Raw genomic sequence first — 16,534 nt, 5'->3', positions numbered from 1 at the left:
CTTTCTCAGGCGGCAGCGGGGTAGCGGTCGCCCCCGCCGAGCTGGTGGAGGAGAGTCGTGGCCATCGCCACGACGTTGTTGTCGCCCTCGCTGAGGAGCTCCTCCACAGCGGCGGCGCGTTCGGCGGGGCTGGAGTCGGGGCGGATCCAGCCGCGCGCGGTGGCCATCGACTCGATGCCGTCGAGGTACTCCTGGTACGTGGCCATCAGGTGGTCCTCCAGTCGGGTGCGATGCTCCAGGTGGCGGTGTAGCCGGTGGCCTGGGCGTTGGCGATCATCTGGTCGCGCTGTTCCTCGCTGTACGCGCTGTAGCCGGTCGCAGCGGGGGCGCCGAGATTGGCGAGGGACTTGCCGAGGGTGTCGAGGTACGGGGTGCCGTCGGGGTTGAAGACCCGGACGACGTAGACGGTGGCGCCGGGGGCGGCCATCAGTTCGCCGGCTTCGCGAGCGGGGTGTCGCGGTTGGCCCGGTAGAGGGCGGCCAGCTCGCTGCCGTCGGTGGTGCGGGTGTTGAAGCGGTCGGTGACCTCCTTGAGGATCACCTGGCAGGTTGCGTCGTCTCCGGCGCGGCGCGCGGCACGGTAGGCGTCCGCGGTCTTGTCGGGCTCCATGGGTACTCCCTTCTGGGGCAGTAGGCCGGCCGTCAGCCGTGGCCGGGCTGGTTGCGGTCGATCGCGGCCTCGAACTCGCCGGCGACGGCAGCGTCACGCTCAGGGCAGTCCGACCCGAGGTAGGTGAGCAGCTCGATCAGGTCGGCGGTCTCCGGGTCGCCCGGGTCGAGCGGGATCCGATCCCCGTGACCGTTACGGAAGTCGCTCACTTCCCGTCCCCCTTCTTGATCGGATCGATCGGCTTCCGCGGCCCGGGGATCTTCGGGATCGCCGGCCGGTTGTCCCAGGTCACTTCGACTCCGGCTTCTGCTCCGGCACCTGCGGCGCCGGCTGCTCGGGCGGCTGATCGCACCAGGGCCTGAGCGCCAGAGACGGGGTCCTCTCGTAGTTGCTGTTGGCGTGACCGGGCATGGGCGTTTCCTCCTTGCTGGGGGTGATGGTGCGCTGGCCGATGTGCGGCGCCCCGAACGCGGGGCTGGGGCGGGACGGCTGCGGGCCGGGTTCGACCGGGTCGAGGCCGGCCCAGAGGCGGGTGCTGGCCATTACGCGGCCTCGTTGAGGCGGTGCTCGTTCTCGATGGCGATCACGTGGGTCTCATCGATTTCGATCGAGCCACGGAGGTTGCGCTTGGACTTGACGGCGCTGGGCTTTCTCTTGCGGGTGGCCGGGAGGACGTCGTCGTCGACCCACCGGTAGACGGTGGACGGGCTGACGCCGAGACGGTCGGCCACCTCCTTGACGGTGAGCACAGATGTCTCCGAAGGCGTTGTTTGGTGTCTTCCAACGCTTGAACCTTACCGCCTTACCGCAGTGGGAGCAAGGCCTTGGCGCTGTACTACTTTTCTTGAACGGATATAAGGCGCTACCGTTGAGCACCTGGATGAGGACGGGGGACATGGCGTGACCAGCGCAAACAGCCAATGGGTCAGTGGCTCCATTGAGTACTTGCGACCGCAGACTGGGGTCGACGCCTGGACGCAAGAGGCCAGGGCGAACGGAGGCGACGGGGGCCAGCACCTGCTCGCCGCCGGGATGGGTCAGCCGCCGGCCTACATCGCAAGCGCACTCAACCTCGACCCCGATGTCAATGCAGTGTGCCGACGACGGCTGATCACGCTCGATGGGCGCCCGGTGGAACTCGCCGACTCCTGGTATCCCCCGGCCATTGCCGGCGGCACTCAGCTCGCTGAGCTGAGGAAGATCAAAGGCGGGGCCGTAACGCTCCTTGCCGAACTTGGCTACCCGATCGCATCCGTGATCGAGGACGTCGAAAGCCGTCTCGCAGACCCAACCGAGGCGCAACTACTTGAGCTTGGCGACTGTGAGCCGGTCCTTGTGCTGACTCGCATCGCCCGCACCAACGGTGGAGAACCGATCGAGGCCAGCGTGATGGTCACGCCAGGCAGAGAGCGCAGGCTCCGATACGAGATGAAGGTCGACTGACGTGGGATTGCGAAAGACTCCTGAGGACCGGCAGCGGGCCGTTGATGGCGATCTGCGCGCAGCAGGTCAGCGCATCGCCGCGTACATCCGAGACCAGATCCTGTCGGGTGACATCAAGCCGGGAGATCCCATCCCGTCCATCAGTGAGCTGTGCGGGCAGTTCGGTGCATCCATCACGGCTGTGCAGAACGCCATGCGCACCCTGAAGGACGAGGGACTCGTCGCAACTCAGAAGGGAAAGTCGACCATCGCCCGAGAGGCGCGCATGCGAGTCATGCGGCCGGCAGACTTCTTCGCCCCGGCCGAGCCTGGCCAGCCCTACCGCTGGATCGCGGAGGCGCAGCGGCAGGGCATGACTGCGACAAGCGAGCTGCTGGACGTTGAAGAGGTCGCCCCTCCAGCATCGGTGGCGCGGGCTCTGGGAATCGAGCCGGGCATGACCGCGATGCTGCGCCGCCAGTTGCTGAAGCTCGATGGCGAGCCGGCTGAGTTGGTGGAGAACTACTACCCGATCGAGATCGCCCGCGGCACTCCCATTGCAGAGGGAAAGAAGGTCAAGGGTGGGGTGCCGACACTGCTTGCGGAAATGGGCTTCCCATTCCGACGGTCGGTCGACCGCGTCTCGGCACGCACCCCTACGCCAGAGCAGGGTGTGCACCTGAAGATGCCAGTCGGCGAGCTTCCCGTGCTGCGCACCTTCCGGACGGTCTACAGCGACGATGACCGTGTCATCGAGGTGACGGTCATGGCCAAAGCCGGCCACCTGTATGAGCTTGAGTACGAGATCGCAGGGGATCAACTTCCTCAGTGAGTTCAGCGGTGATCTCGGCGAGTTAAGCCCGCGAGTCGAATGGCTGAGTGCGCGATGACTGATCTTGCCCAGAGGCGTACCGCCCTCTACCGGCTGTACGACACCGATGGCGCCCTGCTGTATGTGGGCATAACGCACAACCTTGAGGAGCGCTGGGGAGACCACCGGTACTGGAAGGCGTGGTGGCACCTTGTGCACCGGAAGGAAGTTGAGTGGTTCCCCGACCGCCCCTCGGCTCTCGCAGCCGAGCGTGCGGCGGTGCAAGCCGAAGGCCCTCGGTTCGACAAGACACATCGCCTTGGACGGGGCTGGCGAGACCACCCGCCCGTCACCTACACCGACCCTGCCGCAGCAGACGTGAAGCGTGCGCTTCGAGTAGCTATCGAGGGCGGGGGCTTTCCCTCCGGCAAGGCCCTCCCATGCCAGCGCGATCTGGCCACCGAGTTCCATGCGTCGATTCCGACAATCGCCAAAGCGCTGGACGAGCTAGTAAGGGAAGGCCTCCTGGAGTCCACGACTCGGAGCTACTGGCGGAAGGGGGAGCGTCCAGCCCCGCGCGTGCCAAAGCCCTCTCATTGGCAATTCGATGGAGAGGGTCGTTAGCTCCGCTGGTGCAATCGGCAGGTACGGTGGGCTAGCCGCCCCCCAAGCCGAAGGAACGTTCATGCGCCCTGCCCGTTTCCAGCAGCTCCTCCTCGACGCCGCCAGTGCCTTGCCTGGCGCCGCAGCGAAGTCGTTCGCCGACGCCGGCCACGCGCGGCACCCGGTCGGCGTGGCAGTCGAAGCCGGTGGACGAAAGTCGCTGTGGCAGATCGTCGTAGTCGGCTTCCCTGGAGAGTCCTGGGGTGCGGCAGACCCGGAGCCGACGCTGGGGGAGAAGCCGGCCCTGCTGGAGTTGCCGACCGTGACGAGCGACCTGTCCACGGTCGAGCAGGCCCTGGTCGCCCAGCTCCTCGCCACGGATCCCGGAGAGATCGCCGCCGTCGAGATCTACTCCACCCGCCCCAACCCGCCGGCCGTCGGCCACGGTGCAACCCTGGACATGCACGACGGCTCGAAGGTCTTCATCAACCACGTCCGCTGACCAGTGGGTCATATGGTTCGCTGCCCAATACGACAACGCCCCAGCCGGAGACCCCCAGCTGGGGCGCAGTTGTGACTGTCGGCTAGCTCAAGTGAGTGATCTGAAGCAGGGTGACAACCCGGGTGCCCTCGTTGACCAGCAGCACGGCCATTGATCGCGACAGCACCAGCAGCCTGGTCACACCGTCATCGATCCCGTACGGGCCGGTCCCGGCCTTCGGGTCCGCGAGGATGCCGTCCAGGGCCAGCGTCAGCTCGTCGGCGGCCGCCTGGGGCAGGCTGGCGCGCACGGCGCGCACGGTGCGGTCCTGGTGGAGGCGGTAGATCATGGTCTGTGATCCTGTCCTACGCTGACGGGCCCGCAACAGCGGGCGCCTCCGGCCCGCGGGTGGACCGGTCACGGTGTTGACACGGTCAGCCTAGTGACAACTCCGAGTGCATGTGCAAGAACCAGAGAGTCACGCGGCGCTGCGGGACTTCAGCTTCGCCGCGTCGGCCCTGACCTGATCGGTGATGTCTTCCCACTCGCCCGGAATAGGCTGACCGGCTGCCTGGGCTGCGGCGATTTCGCGACCTCGTTCGACCGCGGCGACGGTCGATTCGGCGATCCCCTGCCACCGCGCGAACACGGCGAGGAGCTCGGCGGCCGGCGCCCGGTTGATCTCGCCGAGGAACCGCTGGGTCAGATCGGGGGACCCCAGCGCCTCTGTGATGCGCTCGATGGTCCACGGCTGGTCAGTCATTGAACTTCTCCCGGTGGCGACGGGTGCTCGGCAGGGGTGGCTTAGTCAGGGCCATCCAGTGCCGCGGGCAGTGCGGCACCTAGCAACCGTAGCGGTTGAAGTTGCTGGGAGGTGGCAAGGCCGGTGAATCTCCCCGGAAGGCTGGCGCGGGGATTCCCACGTTCTTACCTTGTATCCATTCCGCATAGGCGGTAATGTCTGAAGTGTAGGAGATGGCGAGGTGCCGATCGAGACACTGCGCCACTAGAACGCGAAACGGCCCCGCAGAAGCGGGGCCGCCATCCTCACCGTGCGCGCCCTCTGGCCTGGTAACCGAAGCGCGCACCGATCGAAGGAATCCATCATGGCATCTTCTGTCAACGGCGCGCACGTCACCCTGGCGGTGGCCCGATGATGGCAACCACCGTCGCCCGTCCGACCGAGGCCCTTGCCGTAGGCCGTGCCCCCCTCCACGAGTACGGCAACCTCGGCGGCTACAGCCTCGCCGAGTTCGCCTGGAAGACCGGTGACCGGCACGGCGCCCGACTGTTCTGGCTGTGCTACCTCCGCGCGCTGGCCAACGGGAAGGTGGGGGAATCGCTGTGACCGCCACCGCTACCGCCCCGCGCATCACCGCTGGCCTCGTCCCGGTCGAGTTCACCGCCGAGGGTCCCGCGCTGCGCCCTGTGTGGATCGACGAGCACACGCTCATGGTGGGTTACGACCCGCGGGTCCTGGATGAGGACCTGGTCGTCATGATCCTCCGGTCCGTGCACGGTGACGGCCTCGTCATCGTCGAGGGGGTGCCGCAGTGAAGCTCCTCCAGTCCTTGCACCGTGACAAGCCCGGTGCTGCGTCGACGATCGCCGCGACCGCTGACGACGCGCGCACGCTCGGTTTCGAGAACGTGCAGACGCATTACGAGCCGCAGACGGGCCACCACACGGTGACGGGTGATCTGCCGGCTGCTTCGGCGCAGCGCACGATCGACCGGATCCTCGGCCGCTGACACACCCTATGGGCCGCCCCGCGATGGGGCGGCCCCTCGTTCACCCACCACCTTCACCGCCACCGGCGGGCCAATGCTGGAGACCAGCACGTGATCGAGAACATGCGCGGCCGCGCCGCGGAAACCAAGTACGGCCGGATCCCCTTGTGGCTGTACGAGACCGGCGTCTCGCTGCAGGCGATTGCCACCTACGGCTGGCTGCTCGGCCGGTACGGGCACTACGACCGGATGATGCCGTCCTACGGCACGCTCGCAAAGGAGCTCAAGGTCAGCCGGGGCAGCGTCATCGCCTACGTGAAGGCCCTCATGGCGGCCGGCGCGCTGCGTATCGAGGAGTCCGGGGCGGCCGACCACCGGTCCAACATCTACGTCCTCGCGTTCAATGAGCCCTTCCCGACGGAACCGCAGGTCAGCGCTGGTCAGGATTCTGACCAGTCCGACGAGGTGGTCAGCCTGTTGAACACGAAGAAGACGTTTTTAAAAAGACAGAGAAGACTCTCTCCCTCCCCTCTCAGCGACGCACCCGGCAGAAGCCTCCCGCGCCAAAGAACGAGAGAGAGATCATTTCTCCGGACACCGCCCAGGTGCTCAACGCCTACGCAAGCGTTCTCGGCCGCGCGGTCAGCCCCACCACCCGCAGCAAGCTCACCGCCCAGGCCGTCGAGCTCCTCGCAGCCGGCTTCCCCGCCTGGTGGCTCGCAGACCGGGCCCGTGAACTCGCCACCCGCGGCTGGACCGACCTCGCCCAGCACTGCGACCGCTCCACCACCCCGACCATCCGTCAGGCCGCCGCCACCAAGGACGACTGGTGCGGCCGTTGCCAGGACCCGAACCACCGCATGCGCAAGGACCCGGCCCAGGACAACGAGCTGGTCCCGTGCAACGACTGCCACCCCGCCGCTGTTGCCCGCCGGCGCCGCACCGAAGGAGCTGCCGCATGACCGAGCACAACCCGTTCCACGACGACCAGCCCGCGGGTGACAACGGAATGCACCTGAGCGAGCCGCACAACATCGCCGCCGAACGCGGTGTCCTCTCGACGATGCTGTACGACCGGCACGCCATCGACCAGGTCGCGCAGATCATCAAGGGCAAGCACTACTACCGGCCCGCGCACGAGCTGGTCCACAACGCGATCGTCGACCTGAACGCCGCCGGTGAGATCGCCGACCCGGTCACCGTGGCCGAGGAGCTCACCCGCCGCGGGGAGCTCGACAAGGTCGGCGGCCCGGGCGCCCTCCATTCCCTGGTCGCGGAGGCGATCCGGGTCGGCAACGCCGAGACGTATGCCGAGATCGTCCGTGAGAAGTTCGTCGCCCGGGACTTCGCGAGGACCACCCGCCGCGCCACCCAGGCGTTGCTGGAGGGTCGCGAGGACACGGCGGCGATCATCGCTGAGGTGCAGGCGCAGATCACCGAGGCTGAAGCCGACCAGGCCGAGGACGGGCTCCATCTGGTCTCCGACTCCATGGGTGGAACTCTCGACCACCTGGAGGACATCGCCACTAACAAGGGCCGACTCACCGGTGTCCCAACCGGGTTCACCGACCTCGACGCGCTGACGCAGGGATGGCAGGGCGGCCAGCTCATCATCGTTGCGGGCCGGCCTGCGATGGGGAAGTCGACGCTCGCGGACGACTTCCTGCGAGCGTGTTCCATCACGCACGGCCTGCCGAGCGTGATCTTCTCGCTGGAGATGGGCCGCAACGAGATCAACATGCGGGTCCTGTCCGCGGAGGCCCGCGTCGGGCTGCACTTGATGCGCTCGGGCAACATGGATGACGACGACTGGACGCGGATTGCCCGGCGTATGCCCGAGGTGACCGGGGCGCCGCTGTACATCGACGACTCGCCGAACCTCGATCTCGCGCAGATCCGGGCGAAGGCGCGCCGGTTGAAGGAACGCCAGGGCCTTCGGCTGATCGTCATCGACTACTTGCAGCTCCTCGGTTCCGGCACGACGCGCCGGTTCGAGTCGCGGCAGGTCGAGGTGTCGTACATCTCCCGGAACCTGAAGCTCCTTGCGAAGGAGCTCGATGTGCCGATCATCGCGCTGGCGCAGCTGAACCGTGGTCCGGAGCAGCGTACGGAGAAGAAGCCGGTGGTGTCGGACCTGCGTGAGTCGGGTTCGCTGGAGCAGGACGCGGATCTTGTGATCCTGCTGCACCGGGAGGACGCTTACGAGAAGGAATCCCCCCGGGCCGGCGAGGCCGACATCATCGTCGGCAAGCACAGGAACGGCGCCACCGCCACGATCACCGTGGCATTCCAGGGCCACTACTCGCGGTTCGTCGACATGACTCGCGACTGATGCGTCAAGGGAGTCTGATGGCTGAGGAGTTCACCACCGAGGACGTCCGGCAGATGCGGCAGGAAGGCGACCTGATGGCCTTCGTGCGCGGCCGGATCCGGCGACACGACGAGAAGAGCGAGTTCCCGGCAGCGGCGCCGCCGAAGTCGCGTCCGGACGGTCGGCCGGTGGGGGCCTGGCCTGAGGGTGCGGGGCGTCCCGGGGACCCGCTGCCGTACAAGTCGGCAGACGACGTATCTCAGTGATGGTGGGCCGGCCGCTGCGCCCCGGCGGCCGGCCCACCCCATCAGCCGATCAGTGCCCGCCCCGCGTCTGTCGGCACCACCAGATCGGGAATCCGGCCGTCGGCCGGTACCGCCACCTCAACCAGGCCCTTCTGGTCCAGCCCCAGGTACGCCCCGTACAGGCCGATCTGCTTCTCCACCCACGCGTCCCGCTCCGGCCCCTCCACCGAGGGGGCGAACGTCGGCGGGTGGATGCCGTGGAAGTAGTCCGACGGCGACACCGGCCGTCCGGCCTTCACGATCAGGTACAGCAGGGCCTTCTCGTCCTCGCTCAGCTCCATGCCGGACAGGCTACGGCTGGGCGCACGTTCTGCCTCTCGCCGCGCACAAGTTGATCGCATCCCGCCACGTCGCGGGGGTACCCGTCTGCCCCCGCGGCTGGAACAATCCACCACACACCAGGAGGTACCGCACATGGACGCTTCCCAACTCGCCCTTCGTGTCCACGCTGCCGCGCTTCGGCTCGGCCTGACCGTCGAGGCCGCTGACGAGCTGACCGAAGCCGTACAGCCCGACCTCGACCAGGTCGTCGCCGAGCGAGACGGGCTCCTCGCTGAGCGCGCCCGGTACGTCGGCGTCGAGCCCGCTATTGCGGCCGAGCTGAAGCGCGGCTGGCTCGCCGCGCACGAGGTGTGCGACGCGGCTGAGCGCCAGGCCCTCCAATGGGAGCAGCCGCTGCCCGTGCCCGAGTGGGTTGGCGCGGTCCGGACGGCCCTCGATGGGCCTGGCGGTGGGATGCGCGTCCGGTGGGTCGAAGGGTGCGAGGCCGGAGCCAACTCCGCTGTCCCGGAGGTCCTGGGCGGCGGCACGCACTGGGAGGGCTGACCTGTGGCAAAGTCGAAGCGCACCCCGCGGGAGCGGATCGAGCGGGCGTTCCACGTCAGCTTCATGCTGCCCGGGCAGGCCGGCGATCTCCTCGATGACTACGCCGCACAGGTCCGGTACACGGTCCTCACAGAGGCCGCCGAGATGCTCCGAACCGTCAACGTCTCCCCGAACGAGACCGACGGTGTGGATGCTGCCGCGGACCTCATCCTCGCCACCCGCGACCGAGAGCAAGGCTGAGTCATGCGAATCCCGATCTCCGTCACCCCCGGTGCCACCTGGCGGTCCCGTACCCCCACCCTCCGCGGCCACATCGACCCGCCCACCTGGGGCCGCAACCTTGACCGCGGATCGACCGTGCAACGGCGCATCGAACAGGCCGACTTCGAACGCACCAATAGGGACCGCAACCCCGTCCTCACTCCGGGCATGCTCGTCATCTGGGAGCGTTCACCGTGGCGCGTCGTCGAGATCCGCGAGATCCCGCAGGATCTGTGGCCCGCCCCCTGGCCGGAGCGCTGGGACACGCACTTTAGGTTCTGGTTCGACGGGTCCCAAAGCCAGCCGGCCCCCGACCCGGCGACGTGGCGTGACCGGCCCATCAACCTGGTCCTGGAGCCCGACGGCGGCGGGAAGCGCAAGCACCTCGCGTCGCGGGCGTCGTTCGTCTGGGACGTCCTGCCGGAGCACTATGCGGTGTGCCGCTCCTGCGGTGAACTCCCTCCCTGCCGCGAGGAGGAGCTCGACAAGACGGTCAACCGGCAGATCGCGAAGTCCGATCGGCTGCTGTCCATCCCCGCCGGGGCGTGCATGGGCTGCGGTGAGGCGATCAGTGGCCGGCAGAAGTCGGTGTCGTTCCCTGGTCCGAACCTGTGGCGTCTCGACCTGCCGGCGGGGACGGCCCGGTTCCATGTCCGGAAGGAGTGTTCGCACTGGGTGTACGAGTACGGGGAGCAGTGGCGCGGGCAGGGCGCGCCGGTGGATGAGGCGCAGCCTGCACTATTCGATGGTGAGGGCTGATCGGTGCAGTGCAAGGACATCCCGGACGGCGTCTTCCTTGACGCCGTCCGGCGCTCACCGGCGGTCGGTGGCGTCGGTTGGCGCATGTCGTGGGACGTCCACGCGGCGCTGGAGTTCCTGGTCGGCCCGGTGCCGGTGAACCTGTTCTACGCCAAGGCCCGCAAGCTGATTGCCCGCGGTCTGCTCGGTGGCTGCGCGTGCGGGTGCAGGGGCGACTTCCACATCACCGCTGACTGCACCGGCGGCCAGTGCTGCTGTGGAATCAACTGATGTCCCGTGGAGACGACGAACTGTGGCGTCATCGACTCGCCCTACCGAAGGAGCTCGCATGACCGAGTACAACGGCCAGCCCGACGACCAGAGCCTGGCGGCTGCAGTACGGTTCGCCGAGGATGCTGTCGCCGAGCTGGAACGGCAGGGCAAGACGACCTCGCCGGAGACCCGCATGGCGGCGCTGCAACTCGGGCTGCGCCTCCACCAGACGCAGGCGGACTGATGGGCGGCGCAGCCACGGAGGGGGAAGTCCGGGGCCGTGTGGTCGCCGACTCCGAATACGTGCGGCTCGCCCCGCCCAGCAGGCTGAGGCTGCGGGCCGTACGAAGGCGCCGCAGGACGTGACTGTGCCCCCGCCGGGGTGTGGGCGTGGCGGGGGCACTGGCCGGGGAGGACAATCCGGGGCCGTAACGGTAGACCGTGTTCCGCTTGGAGTCCAGACCCTACGCAAGAGGGGAGGGCCCCGCCGTGCTCGGGTCGCGGCGGGGCGCCCCGGTGGTCGGCCCCTGCCCCCCGGCCTACCTGGACTACCCGGTGGTCACCGGGCCTTGCGGGAGCGCGAGCACGCAGAGTTCAGGATCGTTTCCTGCCACCGCACACGCGATGACCGGTGCGAAGAGGTCCAGAAGCAGCGTGCCACGGTTCACCCGCTGTCCAAGAAGGGCTTGGAGGTCGGGCAGGAGAGCCTGGAGTCGGTGGAGGCAGTCGCCCACGTCATCGACCGTGTGTATGGCCGGGCACAGGGGGCTGCCAATCACCTGGGGGTTCGCCAGGATCACGGCCCTGAGGGCGGCCTCAATCGCTGCCGGGTCGATTGCCCGTGGCGCCGAGTGGCGCACCGTGTGCTCCACCTTCGTCTGCGAGTGATGGCCGGCATCGCTGGCCAAAGCCCCACTGGCAGGGCCGAGGACCAGGGTTCCCGTGGTGATCGCCGCGAGTGCGGCGGCGGAGAGCTTCTTCCGGAGAGTCATTGGTTCCACCTCAGAGCGCTGCGATCTTGCCATGGGGCAGCGCCGGTCTCAGGGGGTCTCGCTCGGTGCTGTGGATGGTGCACCAATGGCGGGCGCCAGCGGAGGGAGGAGCAGGTGCCCGGCCTTGCTGGCAGGCTCCAGGTTGCCGCTGCCATTGGGCTCTTCCAGCCCAGCACGGAATCGGGGTGGGCGCATCTGGAGGCGATCGTCTGACTACGGAGGGTGGGACTTCACGTGACTGATACGCGCAGTGATCGTTCTGCTGGGTGGCTTACCAACCGTCACCTGGGAGACCAGCCGTGCGCCTGCGCCCCGCCACCACCCTCTTCGCCGTAGTCGCCCTGCTCGGCGTCGCCACACCAGGCCACGCCGCCGAGCACCACCGTGCGGCCGGCGACACAATCACCACCACCCTGTACGCGGCGATCGACAACCTGCCCGTCGCGGACGAGTCCCGCGAGGGCTATGTCCGTACCGCGTTCCGGCACTGGATCGACGCCGACAAGGACGGCTGTGACACCCGCAAGGAAGTCCTCATCGCCGAAGCCCTCACCGCACCAGTGATCGGCCCGCGCTGCGCCCTCGATGGCGGCACCTGGCTGTCCCTGTACGACGACCTCGTTGTGAACGACGCCCGCGGCCTTGATGTAGACCATCTCGTGCCGCTCGCCGAGGCCTGGGACTCCGGGGCCTCGAACTGGAGCGCGAAGGAACGGGAGCAGTACGCCAACGACCTGGATGAGCCCCGCGCGCTCATTGCGGTGTCGGCGAAGTCGAACCGCAGCAAGGCCGACCAGGACCCGGCGGACTGGATGCCGCCGGCCGCGCACTACGCCTGCCGGTACGTCGCCGATTGGGCGGCTATCAAGACCCGTTGGGGCCTGAGCGTCGACCAGCGCGAGGCCGACGCTCTGCACCGGATCGCGGATGGCTGCGACGACACTGCGCTTCAGGTGGTGCTCGCCCGGTGAGCGCCACGATCGAAGTTCATGCCCGCACCGTCACCGCGGTACTGCTCGCGGACGGATGGCATCAGGTCCACCGGAACTCTTTCCGGATCGCGCCGTACCGCATGAAGTCTGGGGACGACATCTACGACATGCTCTCGGAGACCCTGGAGACCCCGGTGCGGGGCTACGAGTTCCAGGACATGCACGGCAAGACGCTCGCCGGCCCACTGACGGCGATCCTCGCGACCCGCACCTGACCGGAGGCAGAACGCACAGCGCCCCACCACGGACATGGTGGGGCGCAGCTGTGGGAGGCAACGCGGATCCTACAGCCATGACCGTAGACCCGCAGCCCGATGCCGACAAGAGCTTCGCACCGAGAATCCGCAGCTCAGCGTGGACATGAAGGTGCCCCACCGTGCTTGGGACACGGTGGGGCACTGTGGTCGTCGGCGGGCAACGCGACCACTTGTGGAGACCCGGGGTCCAACAGCCTGACGCCGGGGTGCCCCCCCACTGGCGTGGAAGATACGCCTGCGGAATCTGGGAGTCCAGATGTTGTGCGGTGTCTACTGCTGGGGCGGCCGGCCCCACGACGTCGTCGTCGGCGGCTGCGGAGGCTGCTGCCCCTGAGTCGGGAACTGCCCCGTCGCGCCGTAGGGATCGTGCTGTGGCGGCCCGTACGGGCCGGGTTGGACCGGAGGGCCGGGATGCCCGTGAGCGCTCGCGTACGGGCCCTGTGGGGGCGTCACCATCACGGTGGTCTTCGTCTTGCGGCCCATCGCCGCGGCGATCGGCCAACCGGTGATCGCCCACAGCCCGCACGTGATGATCGACAGGAACACGTGAAGCCCGTGATTGGCGCCGCGTTTCGTCACCTGCGTATGCCGCTGCGGACCAGGCGGAGGACCGTACGGGGGAGGGTAGTTCGGCTGCGACACGCGCTGCTCCTCGACGACGGGAACCTAACGACGCCGAGCCTCCCAACGCCAGCCGCTCCGTGTGCGGCACGTGATGAACCTGTGACGTCACGCCCCGGCCGAAGCCCTCGCCTCCCGCTCCGCCGGCTGCAACTGGCAATCACGCCACACCGCGAACCACCGCCGCCACTCCCGCAACTGCGCCGCTCGGTCGAACCACGTGCCGGTCTCCATCCGGCCGGCGCACTCCGCCGGCAGGGTGTCCTCGCGGTGGTTGCATGCCGGCTTCTCCAGGCAGACCGCCAGCGTCTCCACGTCCTGCGCCAGGCGCCCGCCGAACGGAAGCCAGTTCACCGTCGTCGACGCCACGGCGGGCCACCAGCCGAATGTCTTCGTGTGCTCACGAAAGCGGCGGTCAGGGTCCAGCGTGATGCCGACGTACAGCAGCCAGCCGTTCTCGTCGTAGCAGCGGTACAGCGCCGTCGGGCCGGCGTTCACGTCGGCCCTGCGCTTGTCGAGCCGGTCTTCCCAGCACGGCCGGCAGCGGTCCCCGGGCCACCGTCCCGCGGAGTGCCGGCCGCAGTCACGGCACGGGCCGGCACCCTGGGAGCCAAGGAGTTCCATCCGGGTCAGACGAACCGGACGCGGGGCTGGCCGTCGACCACCTGGTACGAGATGGACTCGACCGCCGCCGCGGGCACCACCAGCACCGTGTACTCGCCATTCGGGTCCAGCGGCGCGGTGCTGGAGAAGCGGGTGTCGATGTGCACGAAGCCGTTGTCGAACGCCACGCGGACGTTCGCCAACTGGTCGATGAGGTGCGACCCGTAGCTGGGGCTCGGGATGAGCTTGCTTGTGAGGCGCACCTGGGCGCAGTCGATCCACTGAAGGTTCATGGCGGCAGGCTAGCGGCGGGGTCCGACAATCGAGCCCCTGCGGACGCGGCAACGACGTTTCTCCGTCAGAGACTTCCGTCTTGCCGGACGGTCTGTCTACAATCGCCGCCACGACGGCCGGGCGCCCACAGCCCGGACCGCACTGCAGGCCCCGCGCTCTCCCGAGCCGGGGCCTTTCGCATGCCTGGAGGCCCCATGCCCCACTGCCCGCACCTCGCCGGCCGCTGCACCATTGCCATCCCGCACTGGGACCACTACGGACCCGCGGCCGCCGTCCCCGCCCCGCCCGTGGTCGGCGGCGCGCCGATCGTCGACGCCCGCCTGGAGCAGTACGACGGAGACCATCCGCTCCTTGTCCTCGGCTGGGCCGGCGACACCGCCAGCCTCACCGGCCGGGAGGCGTTGCGCCTGTCCGTCCGCGTCATGAGGTTCGCCGGCCGGCTCGTCGTCCTGGCCATCCACCTCGCCCAAGCCCGCCGCCGCGGCTGACCAACCCCGCTACTGCAAGCCCCCGCCCACCAGGGCCGGGGCTTTCTTCATGCCCGCACACAGAAGGCCCCGCCACTCGGTGGGGCCTTCTGCTTTGGAGGACACCATGAACACCTGCACCGGCCTGAACGGCCACTGCGTCGCCGGCGACCTGTGGTCCCACGAGAGCATCCACACCCTGCTCGCCGACGGCTCCGAGCTGTACGTCGCCCAGTACCTGAACCACGCGCCGCGGATCCTGCTGCAGAAGGGCTTCGCGGTGCGCCGCGTCACCGCAGACGAGGCCGAACGCCTGGTGGGCCCAGCTGCTGCGCCACTGCTGCGTCTCCTCCCTGCCGGGGAGACCGCGGCGGCGTAGCTCTACAGAAGCCTGGCGCCGCTGCTGCCCGCTACCTGGATTGGCCCGCCCGGGACACCGCCGGCGGTCCGGACGAAGCCGCTTTCGCGGCCGTTCGGGAGTCGCACCGTGCCCTCGTGCACGTTGAGGAGCGCCCGGCCATCTTCGGCGGTGAGGAGCCCGGCCCAGTCATCGCGGTTGCTGGGGCGGGTGGAGAGGTGGGCGGTGACGTTGATGGTGGCGCCGTCGGGGGTGGTTACGGTCGCGGGGCCGCTGTAGTTCGTCATGAAGGGAAGGGTAGGCGCGGGACGTGACAAGACAACGAGAAGGCCTCGCCGCAAGGTCACTTCGCGTGTGTCGAGCAGTTCACTCACCCCGCACCCTCACGAACCGCACCGTCCCATGCCGGCCCGAACCCACCCGAACCTCCACCCGCAACGGACGCTCCAACCAGCGAACCACTCCCCACCCCGGCGCCTCTACCGGCGGACGAAGTCGCCCCTCCACCACATCGATCACCTGGTCCTGCTGATCCCGGTCCAACTGCGACGACACCCCCACAACCTCCCTGCCCGGCAACCGAACCAGCACATGCCGCGGCCGGCCCGCCCCGACCACCGCAACCAGCTCAGCGTCCGTCGTGTCCGCGTGCCTCACCTTCACCCAGCCCGAACGCCCCAACGTCGGCCGGTACGACGTCCCCAAACCGCGGGCCACGATCCCCTCAACCCCCACGTCCGCCAGCCGCTCGTACCAGACCAGCGCCTCAGCCCGGTCCATGGTGGCCATCACCGGCTGAACCACCGGCCCCGCACCGGCAAGCGCCTCCAGCAGCGCCTCCCAACGCTGCGCCAGCGGCCGCGCCCGCATGTCCACCCCTGGCATCGCCAGCAAGTCGAATGCCACGAACGCTGTCGTCACCCCGGCCCGCGCCCGGGCGGCGCGCGTGCGCAGCAGCTCCGTGAACGCAATCCGGCCCTCCCGGTACGCCACGATCTCGCCGTCAACGACCGCGCCCGCCGGCAGCACGTGGCCAGCCGCGGAAGCGATCTCGGGAAACTCGCCCGCGAGGTTCCGGCCGGAGCGCGACTGCAGCACCACCGACCGGTCGGCGCTGACGAACACAACGGCCCGGAACCCGTCCAGCTTGACCGAGTACTGCGTGCCACCCGGAAATGCACCCTCGCCTGGGAGCACCAGCTCGGCCCGCGGGCGCATCACCTCGACCGGCGGGTGCAGCACCAACGGATCAGCGGCGGAGGCGCGGCGGCGGGCTGGCATAGGACAAGCGTCAGGTGGGCCCAGAGCGGCTCGACGCAGCCGCGCTCTGGCCGGCATCGAAACCACCAGCACGGCGCAGCGATCACTGTGCTGACGGGCGCTACGGACGACCTTCACTCATCCCGATCGGATGGATCCGTCCGGCCCCCACCAGTCGGAATGGCCGCCGACCACCGGAAGCAACGAGAAGGCCCCGCCGCCATCAAGGCGGATTCTTGGGGTCCTCGCAACACCTGATGGCTTACGCGGTCGTCAGTAGATCACGCAGGCGCTCGGCTGGAGTTCTCCAGCCGAGCGTTT

32 protein-coding genes and 1 pseudogene are annotated in these 16,534 nt (G+C 68.6%); 19 read left to right on the top strand and 14 right to left on the bottom strand.

Features of this window, described 5'->3' with window-relative positions; genetic code table 11:
- Positions 1 to 5 precede the first annotated feature (5 nt).
- The 6 genes from ABZ885_RS12505 to ABZ885_RS12480 all read right to left on the bottom strand — a co-directional run bounded on the left by ABZ885_RS12505 (position 6) and on the right by ABZ885_RS12480 (position 1,358).
- Positions 6 to 206, bottom strand: a complete 201-nt coding sequence (locus tag ABZ885_RS12505; RefSeq protein WP_360186903.1) for a hypothetical protein — start codon at positions 204 to 206, stop codon at positions 6 to 8.
- Positions 206 to 427: a hypothetical protein gene (locus tag ABZ885_RS12500; RefSeq protein WP_360186901.1), complete on the bottom strand. Its 222-nt coding sequence runs from the start codon at positions 425 to 427 to the stop codon at positions 206 to 208. The genes ABZ885_RS12505 and ABZ885_RS12500 overlap by 1 nt, the downstream gene beginning before the upstream one ends.
- Entirely contained in the window at positions 427 to 609 is a 183-nt protein-coding gene (locus tag ABZ885_RS12495) for a hypothetical protein (protein WP_360186899.1), read from the bottom strand. Before ABZ885_RS12495 ends, ABZ885_RS12500 begins: the two co-directional genes overlap by 1 nt.
- A 32-nt stretch (positions 610 to 641) precedes the next feature.
- The gene (locus ABZ885_RS12490) at positions 642 to 818 is read right to left on the bottom strand and encodes a hypothetical protein (RefSeq protein ID WP_360186897.1); all 177 of its coding nucleotides are present in this window, start codon (positions 816 to 818) and stop codon (positions 642 to 644) included.
- A 79-nt stretch (positions 819 to 897) separates the two neighbouring features.
- Positions 898 to 1,152, bottom strand: a complete 255-nt coding sequence (locus tag ABZ885_RS12485; protein ID WP_360186895.1) for a hypothetical protein — start codon at positions 1,150 to 1,152, stop codon at positions 898 to 900.
- Positions 1,152 to 1,358: a helix-turn-helix domain-containing protein gene (locus tag ABZ885_RS12480; RefSeq protein ID WP_360186893.1), complete on the bottom strand. Its 207-nt coding sequence runs from the start codon at positions 1,356 to 1,358 to the stop codon at positions 1,152 to 1,154. Before ABZ885_RS12480 ends, ABZ885_RS12485 begins: the two co-directional genes overlap by 1 nt.
- A 151-nt stretch (positions 1,359 to 1,509) precedes the next feature.
- Between ABZ885_RS12480 and ABZ885_RS12475 the strand changes: the two genes are divergently transcribed.
- The 4 genes from ABZ885_RS12475 to ABZ885_RS12460 all read left to right on the top strand — a co-directional run bounded on the left by ABZ885_RS12475 (position 1,510) and on the right by ABZ885_RS12460 (position 3,947).
- The gene (locus tag ABZ885_RS12475; protein ID WP_360186891.1) at positions 1,510 to 2,052 is read left to right on the top strand and encodes a UTRA domain-containing protein; all 543 of its coding nucleotides are present in this window, start codon (positions 1,510 to 1,512) and stop codon (positions 2,050 to 2,052) included.
- Position 2,053: 1 nt separating this feature from the next.
- A complete protein-coding gene (locus tag ABZ885_RS12470; protein ID WP_360186889.1) occupies positions 2,054 to 2,863 on the top strand; it encodes a GntR family transcriptional regulator in 810 nt (269 codons plus the stop codon).
- A 39-nt stretch (positions 2,864 to 2,902) separates the two neighbouring features.
- Positions 2,903 to 3,466, top strand: coding sequence for a GntR family transcriptional regulator (locus tag ABZ885_RS12465; protein WP_360186887.1), 564 nt, complete (start codon positions 2,903 to 2,905; stop codon positions 3,464 to 3,466).
- A 61-nt stretch (positions 3,467 to 3,527) separates the two neighbouring features.
- Complete coding sequence (locus tag ABZ885_RS12460) at positions 3,528 to 3,947, top strand: hypothetical protein (RefSeq protein ID WP_360186885.1); 420 nt, start codon at positions 3,528 to 3,530, stop codon at positions 3,945 to 3,947.
- 82 nt (positions 3,948 to 4,029) lie between these two features.
- Here the strand turns inward: ABZ885_RS12460 and ABZ885_RS12455 are convergent, their stop codons facing one another.
- Both ABZ885_RS12455 and ABZ885_RS12450 read right to left on the bottom strand, forming a co-directional pair.
- Entirely contained in the window at positions 4,030 to 4,275 is a 246-nt protein-coding gene (locus ABZ885_RS12455) for a hypothetical protein (protein WP_360186883.1), read from the bottom strand.
- 129 nt (positions 4,276 to 4,404) lie between these two features.
- Positions 4,405 to 4,689, bottom strand: a complete 285-nt coding sequence (locus tag ABZ885_RS12450; protein WP_360186881.1) for a hypothetical protein — start codon at positions 4,687 to 4,689, stop codon at positions 4,405 to 4,407.
- Positions 4,690 to 5,079: 390 nt separating this feature from the next.
- On the opposite strand from ABZ885_RS12450, the gene ABZ885_RS12445 reads away from it, so the two are divergent.
- The 6 genes and pseudogenes from ABZ885_RS12445 to ABZ885_RS12420 all read left to right on the top strand — a co-directional run bounded on the left by ABZ885_RS12445 (position 5,080) and on the right by ABZ885_RS12420 (position 8,233).
- A complete protein-coding gene (locus ABZ885_RS12445; protein WP_360186879.1) occupies positions 5,080 to 5,274 on the top strand; it encodes a hypothetical protein in 195 nt (64 codons plus the stop codon).
- Positions 5,271 to 5,483 (top strand): hypothetical protein, encoded by a 213-nt coding sequence (locus tag ABZ885_RS12440; protein ID WP_360186878.1) that lies wholly within the window; start codon positions 5,271 to 5,273, stop codon positions 5,481 to 5,483. The genes ABZ885_RS12445 and ABZ885_RS12440 overlap by 4 nt, the downstream gene beginning before the upstream one ends.
- Positions 5,480 to 5,677, top strand: coding sequence for a hypothetical protein (locus ABZ885_RS12435; protein WP_360186876.1), 198 nt, complete (start codon positions 5,480 to 5,482; stop codon positions 5,675 to 5,677). Before ABZ885_RS12440 ends, ABZ885_RS12435 begins: the two co-directional genes overlap by 4 nt.
- A gap of 584 nt (positions 5,678 to 6,261) precedes the next feature.
- Positions 6,262 to 6,618 (top strand): hypothetical protein, encoded by a 357-nt coding sequence (locus tag ABZ885_RS12430; RefSeq protein ID WP_360186874.1) that lies wholly within the window; start codon positions 6,262 to 6,264, stop codon positions 6,616 to 6,618.
- Positions 6,619 to 6,680: 62 nt separating this feature from the next.
- Positions 6,681 to 7,988: pseudogene (gene dnaB / locus ABZ885_RS12425) on the top strand (replicative DNA helicase); the annotation flags it as partial.
- Positions 7,989 to 8,005: 17 nt separating this feature from the next.
- On the top strand, positions 8,006 to 8,233 hold the full coding sequence (locus ABZ885_RS12420) for a hypothetical protein (RefSeq protein ID WP_360186872.1): 228 nt from the start codon (positions 8,006 to 8,008) through the stop codon (positions 8,231 to 8,233).
- Positions 8,234 to 8,274: 41 nt separating this feature from the next.
- Here the strand turns inward: ABZ885_RS12420 and ABZ885_RS12415 are convergent, their stop codons facing one another.
- The gene (locus ABZ885_RS12415; RefSeq protein WP_360186870.1) at positions 8,275 to 8,553 is read right to left on the bottom strand and encodes a hypothetical protein; all 279 of its coding nucleotides are present in this window, start codon (positions 8,551 to 8,553) and stop codon (positions 8,275 to 8,277) included.
- A gap of 133 nt (positions 8,554 to 8,686) precedes the next feature.
- On the opposite strand from ABZ885_RS12415, the gene ABZ885_RS12410 reads away from it, so the two are divergent.
- From ABZ885_RS12410 to ABZ885_RS12390, 5 genes are read left to right on the top strand one after another with little or no spacing between them, the layout of a single operon-like run.
- Positions 8,687 to 9,097, top strand: a complete 411-nt coding sequence (locus tag ABZ885_RS12410; RefSeq protein ID WP_360186868.1) for a hypothetical protein — start codon at positions 8,687 to 8,689, stop codon at positions 9,095 to 9,097.
- Positions 9,098 to 9,100: 3 nt separating this feature from the next.
- Entirely contained in the window at positions 9,101 to 9,337 is a 237-nt protein-coding gene (locus ABZ885_RS12405; RefSeq protein WP_360186866.1) for a hypothetical protein, read from the top strand.
- 3 nt (positions 9,338 to 9,340) lie between these two features.
- The gene (locus tag ABZ885_RS12400; protein WP_360186864.1) at positions 9,341 to 10,117 is read left to right on the top strand and encodes a hypothetical protein; all 777 of its coding nucleotides are present in this window, start codon (positions 9,341 to 9,343) and stop codon (positions 10,115 to 10,117) included.
- Positions 10,118 to 10,120: 3 nt separating this feature from the next.
- Entirely contained in the window at positions 10,121 to 10,387 is a 267-nt protein-coding gene (locus tag ABZ885_RS12395) for a hypothetical protein (RefSeq protein WP_360186862.1), read from the top strand.
- A gap of 58 nt (positions 10,388 to 10,445) precedes the next feature.
- Positions 10,446 to 10,613: a hypothetical protein gene (locus tag ABZ885_RS12390; RefSeq protein WP_360186860.1), complete on the top strand. Its 168-nt coding sequence runs from the start codon at positions 10,446 to 10,448 to the stop codon at positions 10,611 to 10,613.
- 304 nt (positions 10,614 to 10,917) lie between these two features.
- On the opposite strand, the gene ABZ885_RS12385 is transcribed toward ABZ885_RS12390, so the two are convergent.
- Positions 10,918 to 11,361, bottom strand: coding sequence for a hypothetical protein (locus tag ABZ885_RS12385; protein ID WP_360186858.1), 444 nt, complete (start codon positions 11,359 to 11,361; stop codon positions 10,918 to 10,920).
- Between the two features lie 299 nt (positions 11,362 to 11,660).
- Between ABZ885_RS12385 and ABZ885_RS12380 the strand changes: the two genes are divergently transcribed.
- Together ABZ885_RS12380 and ABZ885_RS12375 are read left to right on the top strand one after the other, a co-directional pair.
- A complete protein-coding gene (locus tag ABZ885_RS12380) occupies positions 11,661 to 12,332 on the top strand; it encodes an HNH endonuclease family protein (RefSeq protein WP_360186856.1) in 672 nt (223 codons plus the stop codon).
- Complete coding sequence (locus tag ABZ885_RS12375) at positions 12,329 to 12,568, top strand: hypothetical protein (RefSeq protein ID WP_360186854.1); 240 nt, start codon at positions 12,329 to 12,331, stop codon at positions 12,566 to 12,568. Before ABZ885_RS12380 ends, ABZ885_RS12375 begins: the two co-directional genes overlap by 4 nt.
- 771 nt (positions 12,569 to 13,339) lie before the next feature.
- On the opposite strand, the gene ABZ885_RS12370 is transcribed toward ABZ885_RS12375, so the two are convergent.
- Together ABZ885_RS12370 and ABZ885_RS12365 are read right to left on the bottom strand one after the other, a co-directional pair.
- Positions 13,340 to 13,729 (bottom strand): GIY-YIG nuclease family protein, encoded by a 390-nt coding sequence (locus ABZ885_RS12370; protein WP_360186852.1) that lies wholly within the window; start codon positions 13,727 to 13,729, stop codon positions 13,340 to 13,342.
- Positions 13,730 to 13,860: 131 nt separating this feature from the next.
- Positions 13,861 to 14,127: a hypothetical protein gene (locus ABZ885_RS12365; protein WP_360186851.1), complete on the bottom strand. Its 267-nt coding sequence runs from the start codon at positions 14,125 to 14,127 to the stop codon at positions 13,861 to 13,863.
- Positions 14,128 to 14,322: 195 nt separating this feature from the next.
- On the opposite strand from ABZ885_RS12365, the gene ABZ885_RS12360 reads away from it, so the two are divergent.
- Together ABZ885_RS12360 and ABZ885_RS12355 are read left to right on the top strand one after the other, a co-directional pair.
- Entirely contained in the window at positions 14,323 to 14,616 is a 294-nt protein-coding gene (locus ABZ885_RS12360) for a hypothetical protein (protein ID WP_360186849.1), read from the top strand.
- 106 nt (positions 14,617 to 14,722) lie between these two features.
- Positions 14,723 to 14,974 carry a hypothetical protein gene (locus ABZ885_RS12355; RefSeq protein ID WP_360186847.1) on the top strand — a complete coding sequence of 84 codons (252 nt, stop codon included), beginning with the start codon at positions 14,723 to 14,725 and terminating at the stop codon, positions 14,972 to 14,974.
- 2 nt (positions 14,975 to 14,976) lie between these two features.
- Here the strand turns inward: ABZ885_RS12355 and ABZ885_RS12350 are convergent, their stop codons facing one another.
- Positions 14,977 to 15,240, bottom strand: a complete 264-nt coding sequence (locus ABZ885_RS12350; RefSeq protein WP_360186845.1) for a hypothetical protein — start codon at positions 15,238 to 15,240, stop codon at positions 14,977 to 14,979.
- Between the two features lie 79 nt (positions 15,241 to 15,319).
- Entirely contained in the window at positions 15,320 to 16,234 is a 915-nt protein-coding gene (locus tag ABZ885_RS12345) for a DNA ligase (RefSeq protein ID WP_360186843.1), read from the bottom strand.
- Between the last annotated feature and the right edge of the window lie 300 nt (positions 16,235 to 16,534).

This window comes from Kitasatospora sp. NPDC047058 (genome assembly GCF_040643935.1).
In the GTDB taxonomy this organism is placed as follows: domain Bacteria; phylum Actinomycetota; class Actinomycetes; order Streptomycetales; family Streptomycetaceae; genus Kitasatospora.
Note: the sequence above shows the minus strand (reverse complement) of the source record. Positions and strands in the feature narration are given on the sequence as shown.

Excerpts from the sequence above, each read along its gene's own strand:
- ABZ885_RS12365 (WP_360186851.1), bottom strand. The coding sequence starts at position 14,127 with ATGAACCTTCAGTGGATCGACTGCGCCCAGGTGCGCCTCACAAGCAAG.
- ABZ885_RS12465 (WP_360186887.1), top strand. The coding sequence starts at position 2,903 with ATGGCTGAGTGCGCGATGACTGATCTTGCCCAGAGGCGTACCGCCCTC.
- ABZ885_RS12420 (WP_360186872.1), top strand. The coding sequence starts at position 8,006 with ATGGCTGAGGAGTTCACCACCGAGGACGTCCGGCAGATGCGGCAGGAA.
- ABZ885_RS12350 (WP_360186845.1), bottom strand. The coding sequence starts at position 15,240 with ATGACGAACTACAGCGGCCCCGCGACCGTAACCACCCCCGACGGCGCC.
- ABZ885_RS12505 (WP_360186903.1), bottom strand. The coding sequence starts at position 206 with ATGGCCACGTACCAGGAGTACCTCGACGGCATCGAGTCGATGGCCACC.
- ABZ885_RS12345 (WP_360186843.1), bottom strand. The coding sequence starts at position 16,234 with ATGCCAGCCCGCCGCCGCGCCTCCGCCGCTGATCCGTTGGTGCTGCAC.
- ABZ885_RS12495 (WP_360186899.1), bottom strand. The coding sequence starts at position 609 with ATGGAGCCCGACAAGACCGCGGACGCCTACCGTGCCGCGCGCCGCGCC.
- ABZ885_RS12410 (WP_360186868.1), top strand. The coding sequence starts at position 8,687 with ATGGACGCTTCCCAACTCGCCCTTCGTGTCCACGCTGCCGCGCTTCGG.
- ABZ885_RS12385 (WP_360186858.1), bottom strand. The coding sequence starts at position 11,361 with ATGACTCTCCGGAAGAAGCTCTCCGCCGCCGCACTCGCGGCGATCACC.
- ABZ885_RS12455 (WP_360186883.1), bottom strand. The coding sequence starts at position 4,275 with ATGATCTACCGCCTCCACCAGGACCGCACCGTGCGCGCCGTGCGCGCC.
- ABZ885_RS12390 (WP_360186860.1), top strand. The coding sequence starts at position 10,446 with ATGACCGAGTACAACGGCCAGCCCGACGACCAGAGCCTGGCGGCTGCA.
- ABZ885_RS12450 (WP_360186881.1), bottom strand. The coding sequence starts at position 4,689 with ATGACTGACCAGCCGTGGACCATCGAGCGCATCACAGAGGCGCTGGGG.
- ABZ885_RS12400 (WP_360186864.1), top strand. The coding sequence starts at position 9,341 with ATGCGAATCCCGATCTCCGTCACCCCCGGTGCCACCTGGCGGTCCCGT.
- ABZ885_RS12445 (WP_360186879.1), top strand. The coding sequence starts at position 5,080 with ATGATGGCAACCACCGTCGCCCGTCCGACCGAGGCCCTTGCCGTAGGC.
- ABZ885_RS12360 (WP_360186849.1), top strand. The coding sequence starts at position 14,323 with ATGCCCCACTGCCCGCACCTCGCCGGCCGCTGCACCATTGCCATCCCG.
- ABZ885_RS12460 (WP_360186885.1), top strand. The coding sequence starts at position 3,528 with ATGCGCCCTGCCCGTTTCCAGCAGCTCCTCCTCGACGCCGCCAGTGCC.
- ABZ885_RS12485 (WP_360186895.1), bottom strand. The coding sequence starts at position 1,152 with ATGGCCAGCACCCGCCTCTGGGCCGGCCTCGACCCGGTCGAACCCGGC.
- ABZ885_RS12415 (WP_360186870.1), bottom strand. The coding sequence starts at position 8,553 with ATGGAGCTGAGCGAGGACGAGAAGGCCCTGCTGTACCTGATCGTGAAG.
- ABZ885_RS12500 (WP_360186901.1), bottom strand. The coding sequence starts at position 427 with ATGGCCGCCCCCGGCGCCACCGTCTACGTCGTCCGGGTCTTCAACCCC.
- ABZ885_RS12355 (WP_360186847.1), top strand. The coding sequence starts at position 14,723 with ATGAACACCTGCACCGGCCTGAACGGCCACTGCGTCGCCGGCGACCTG.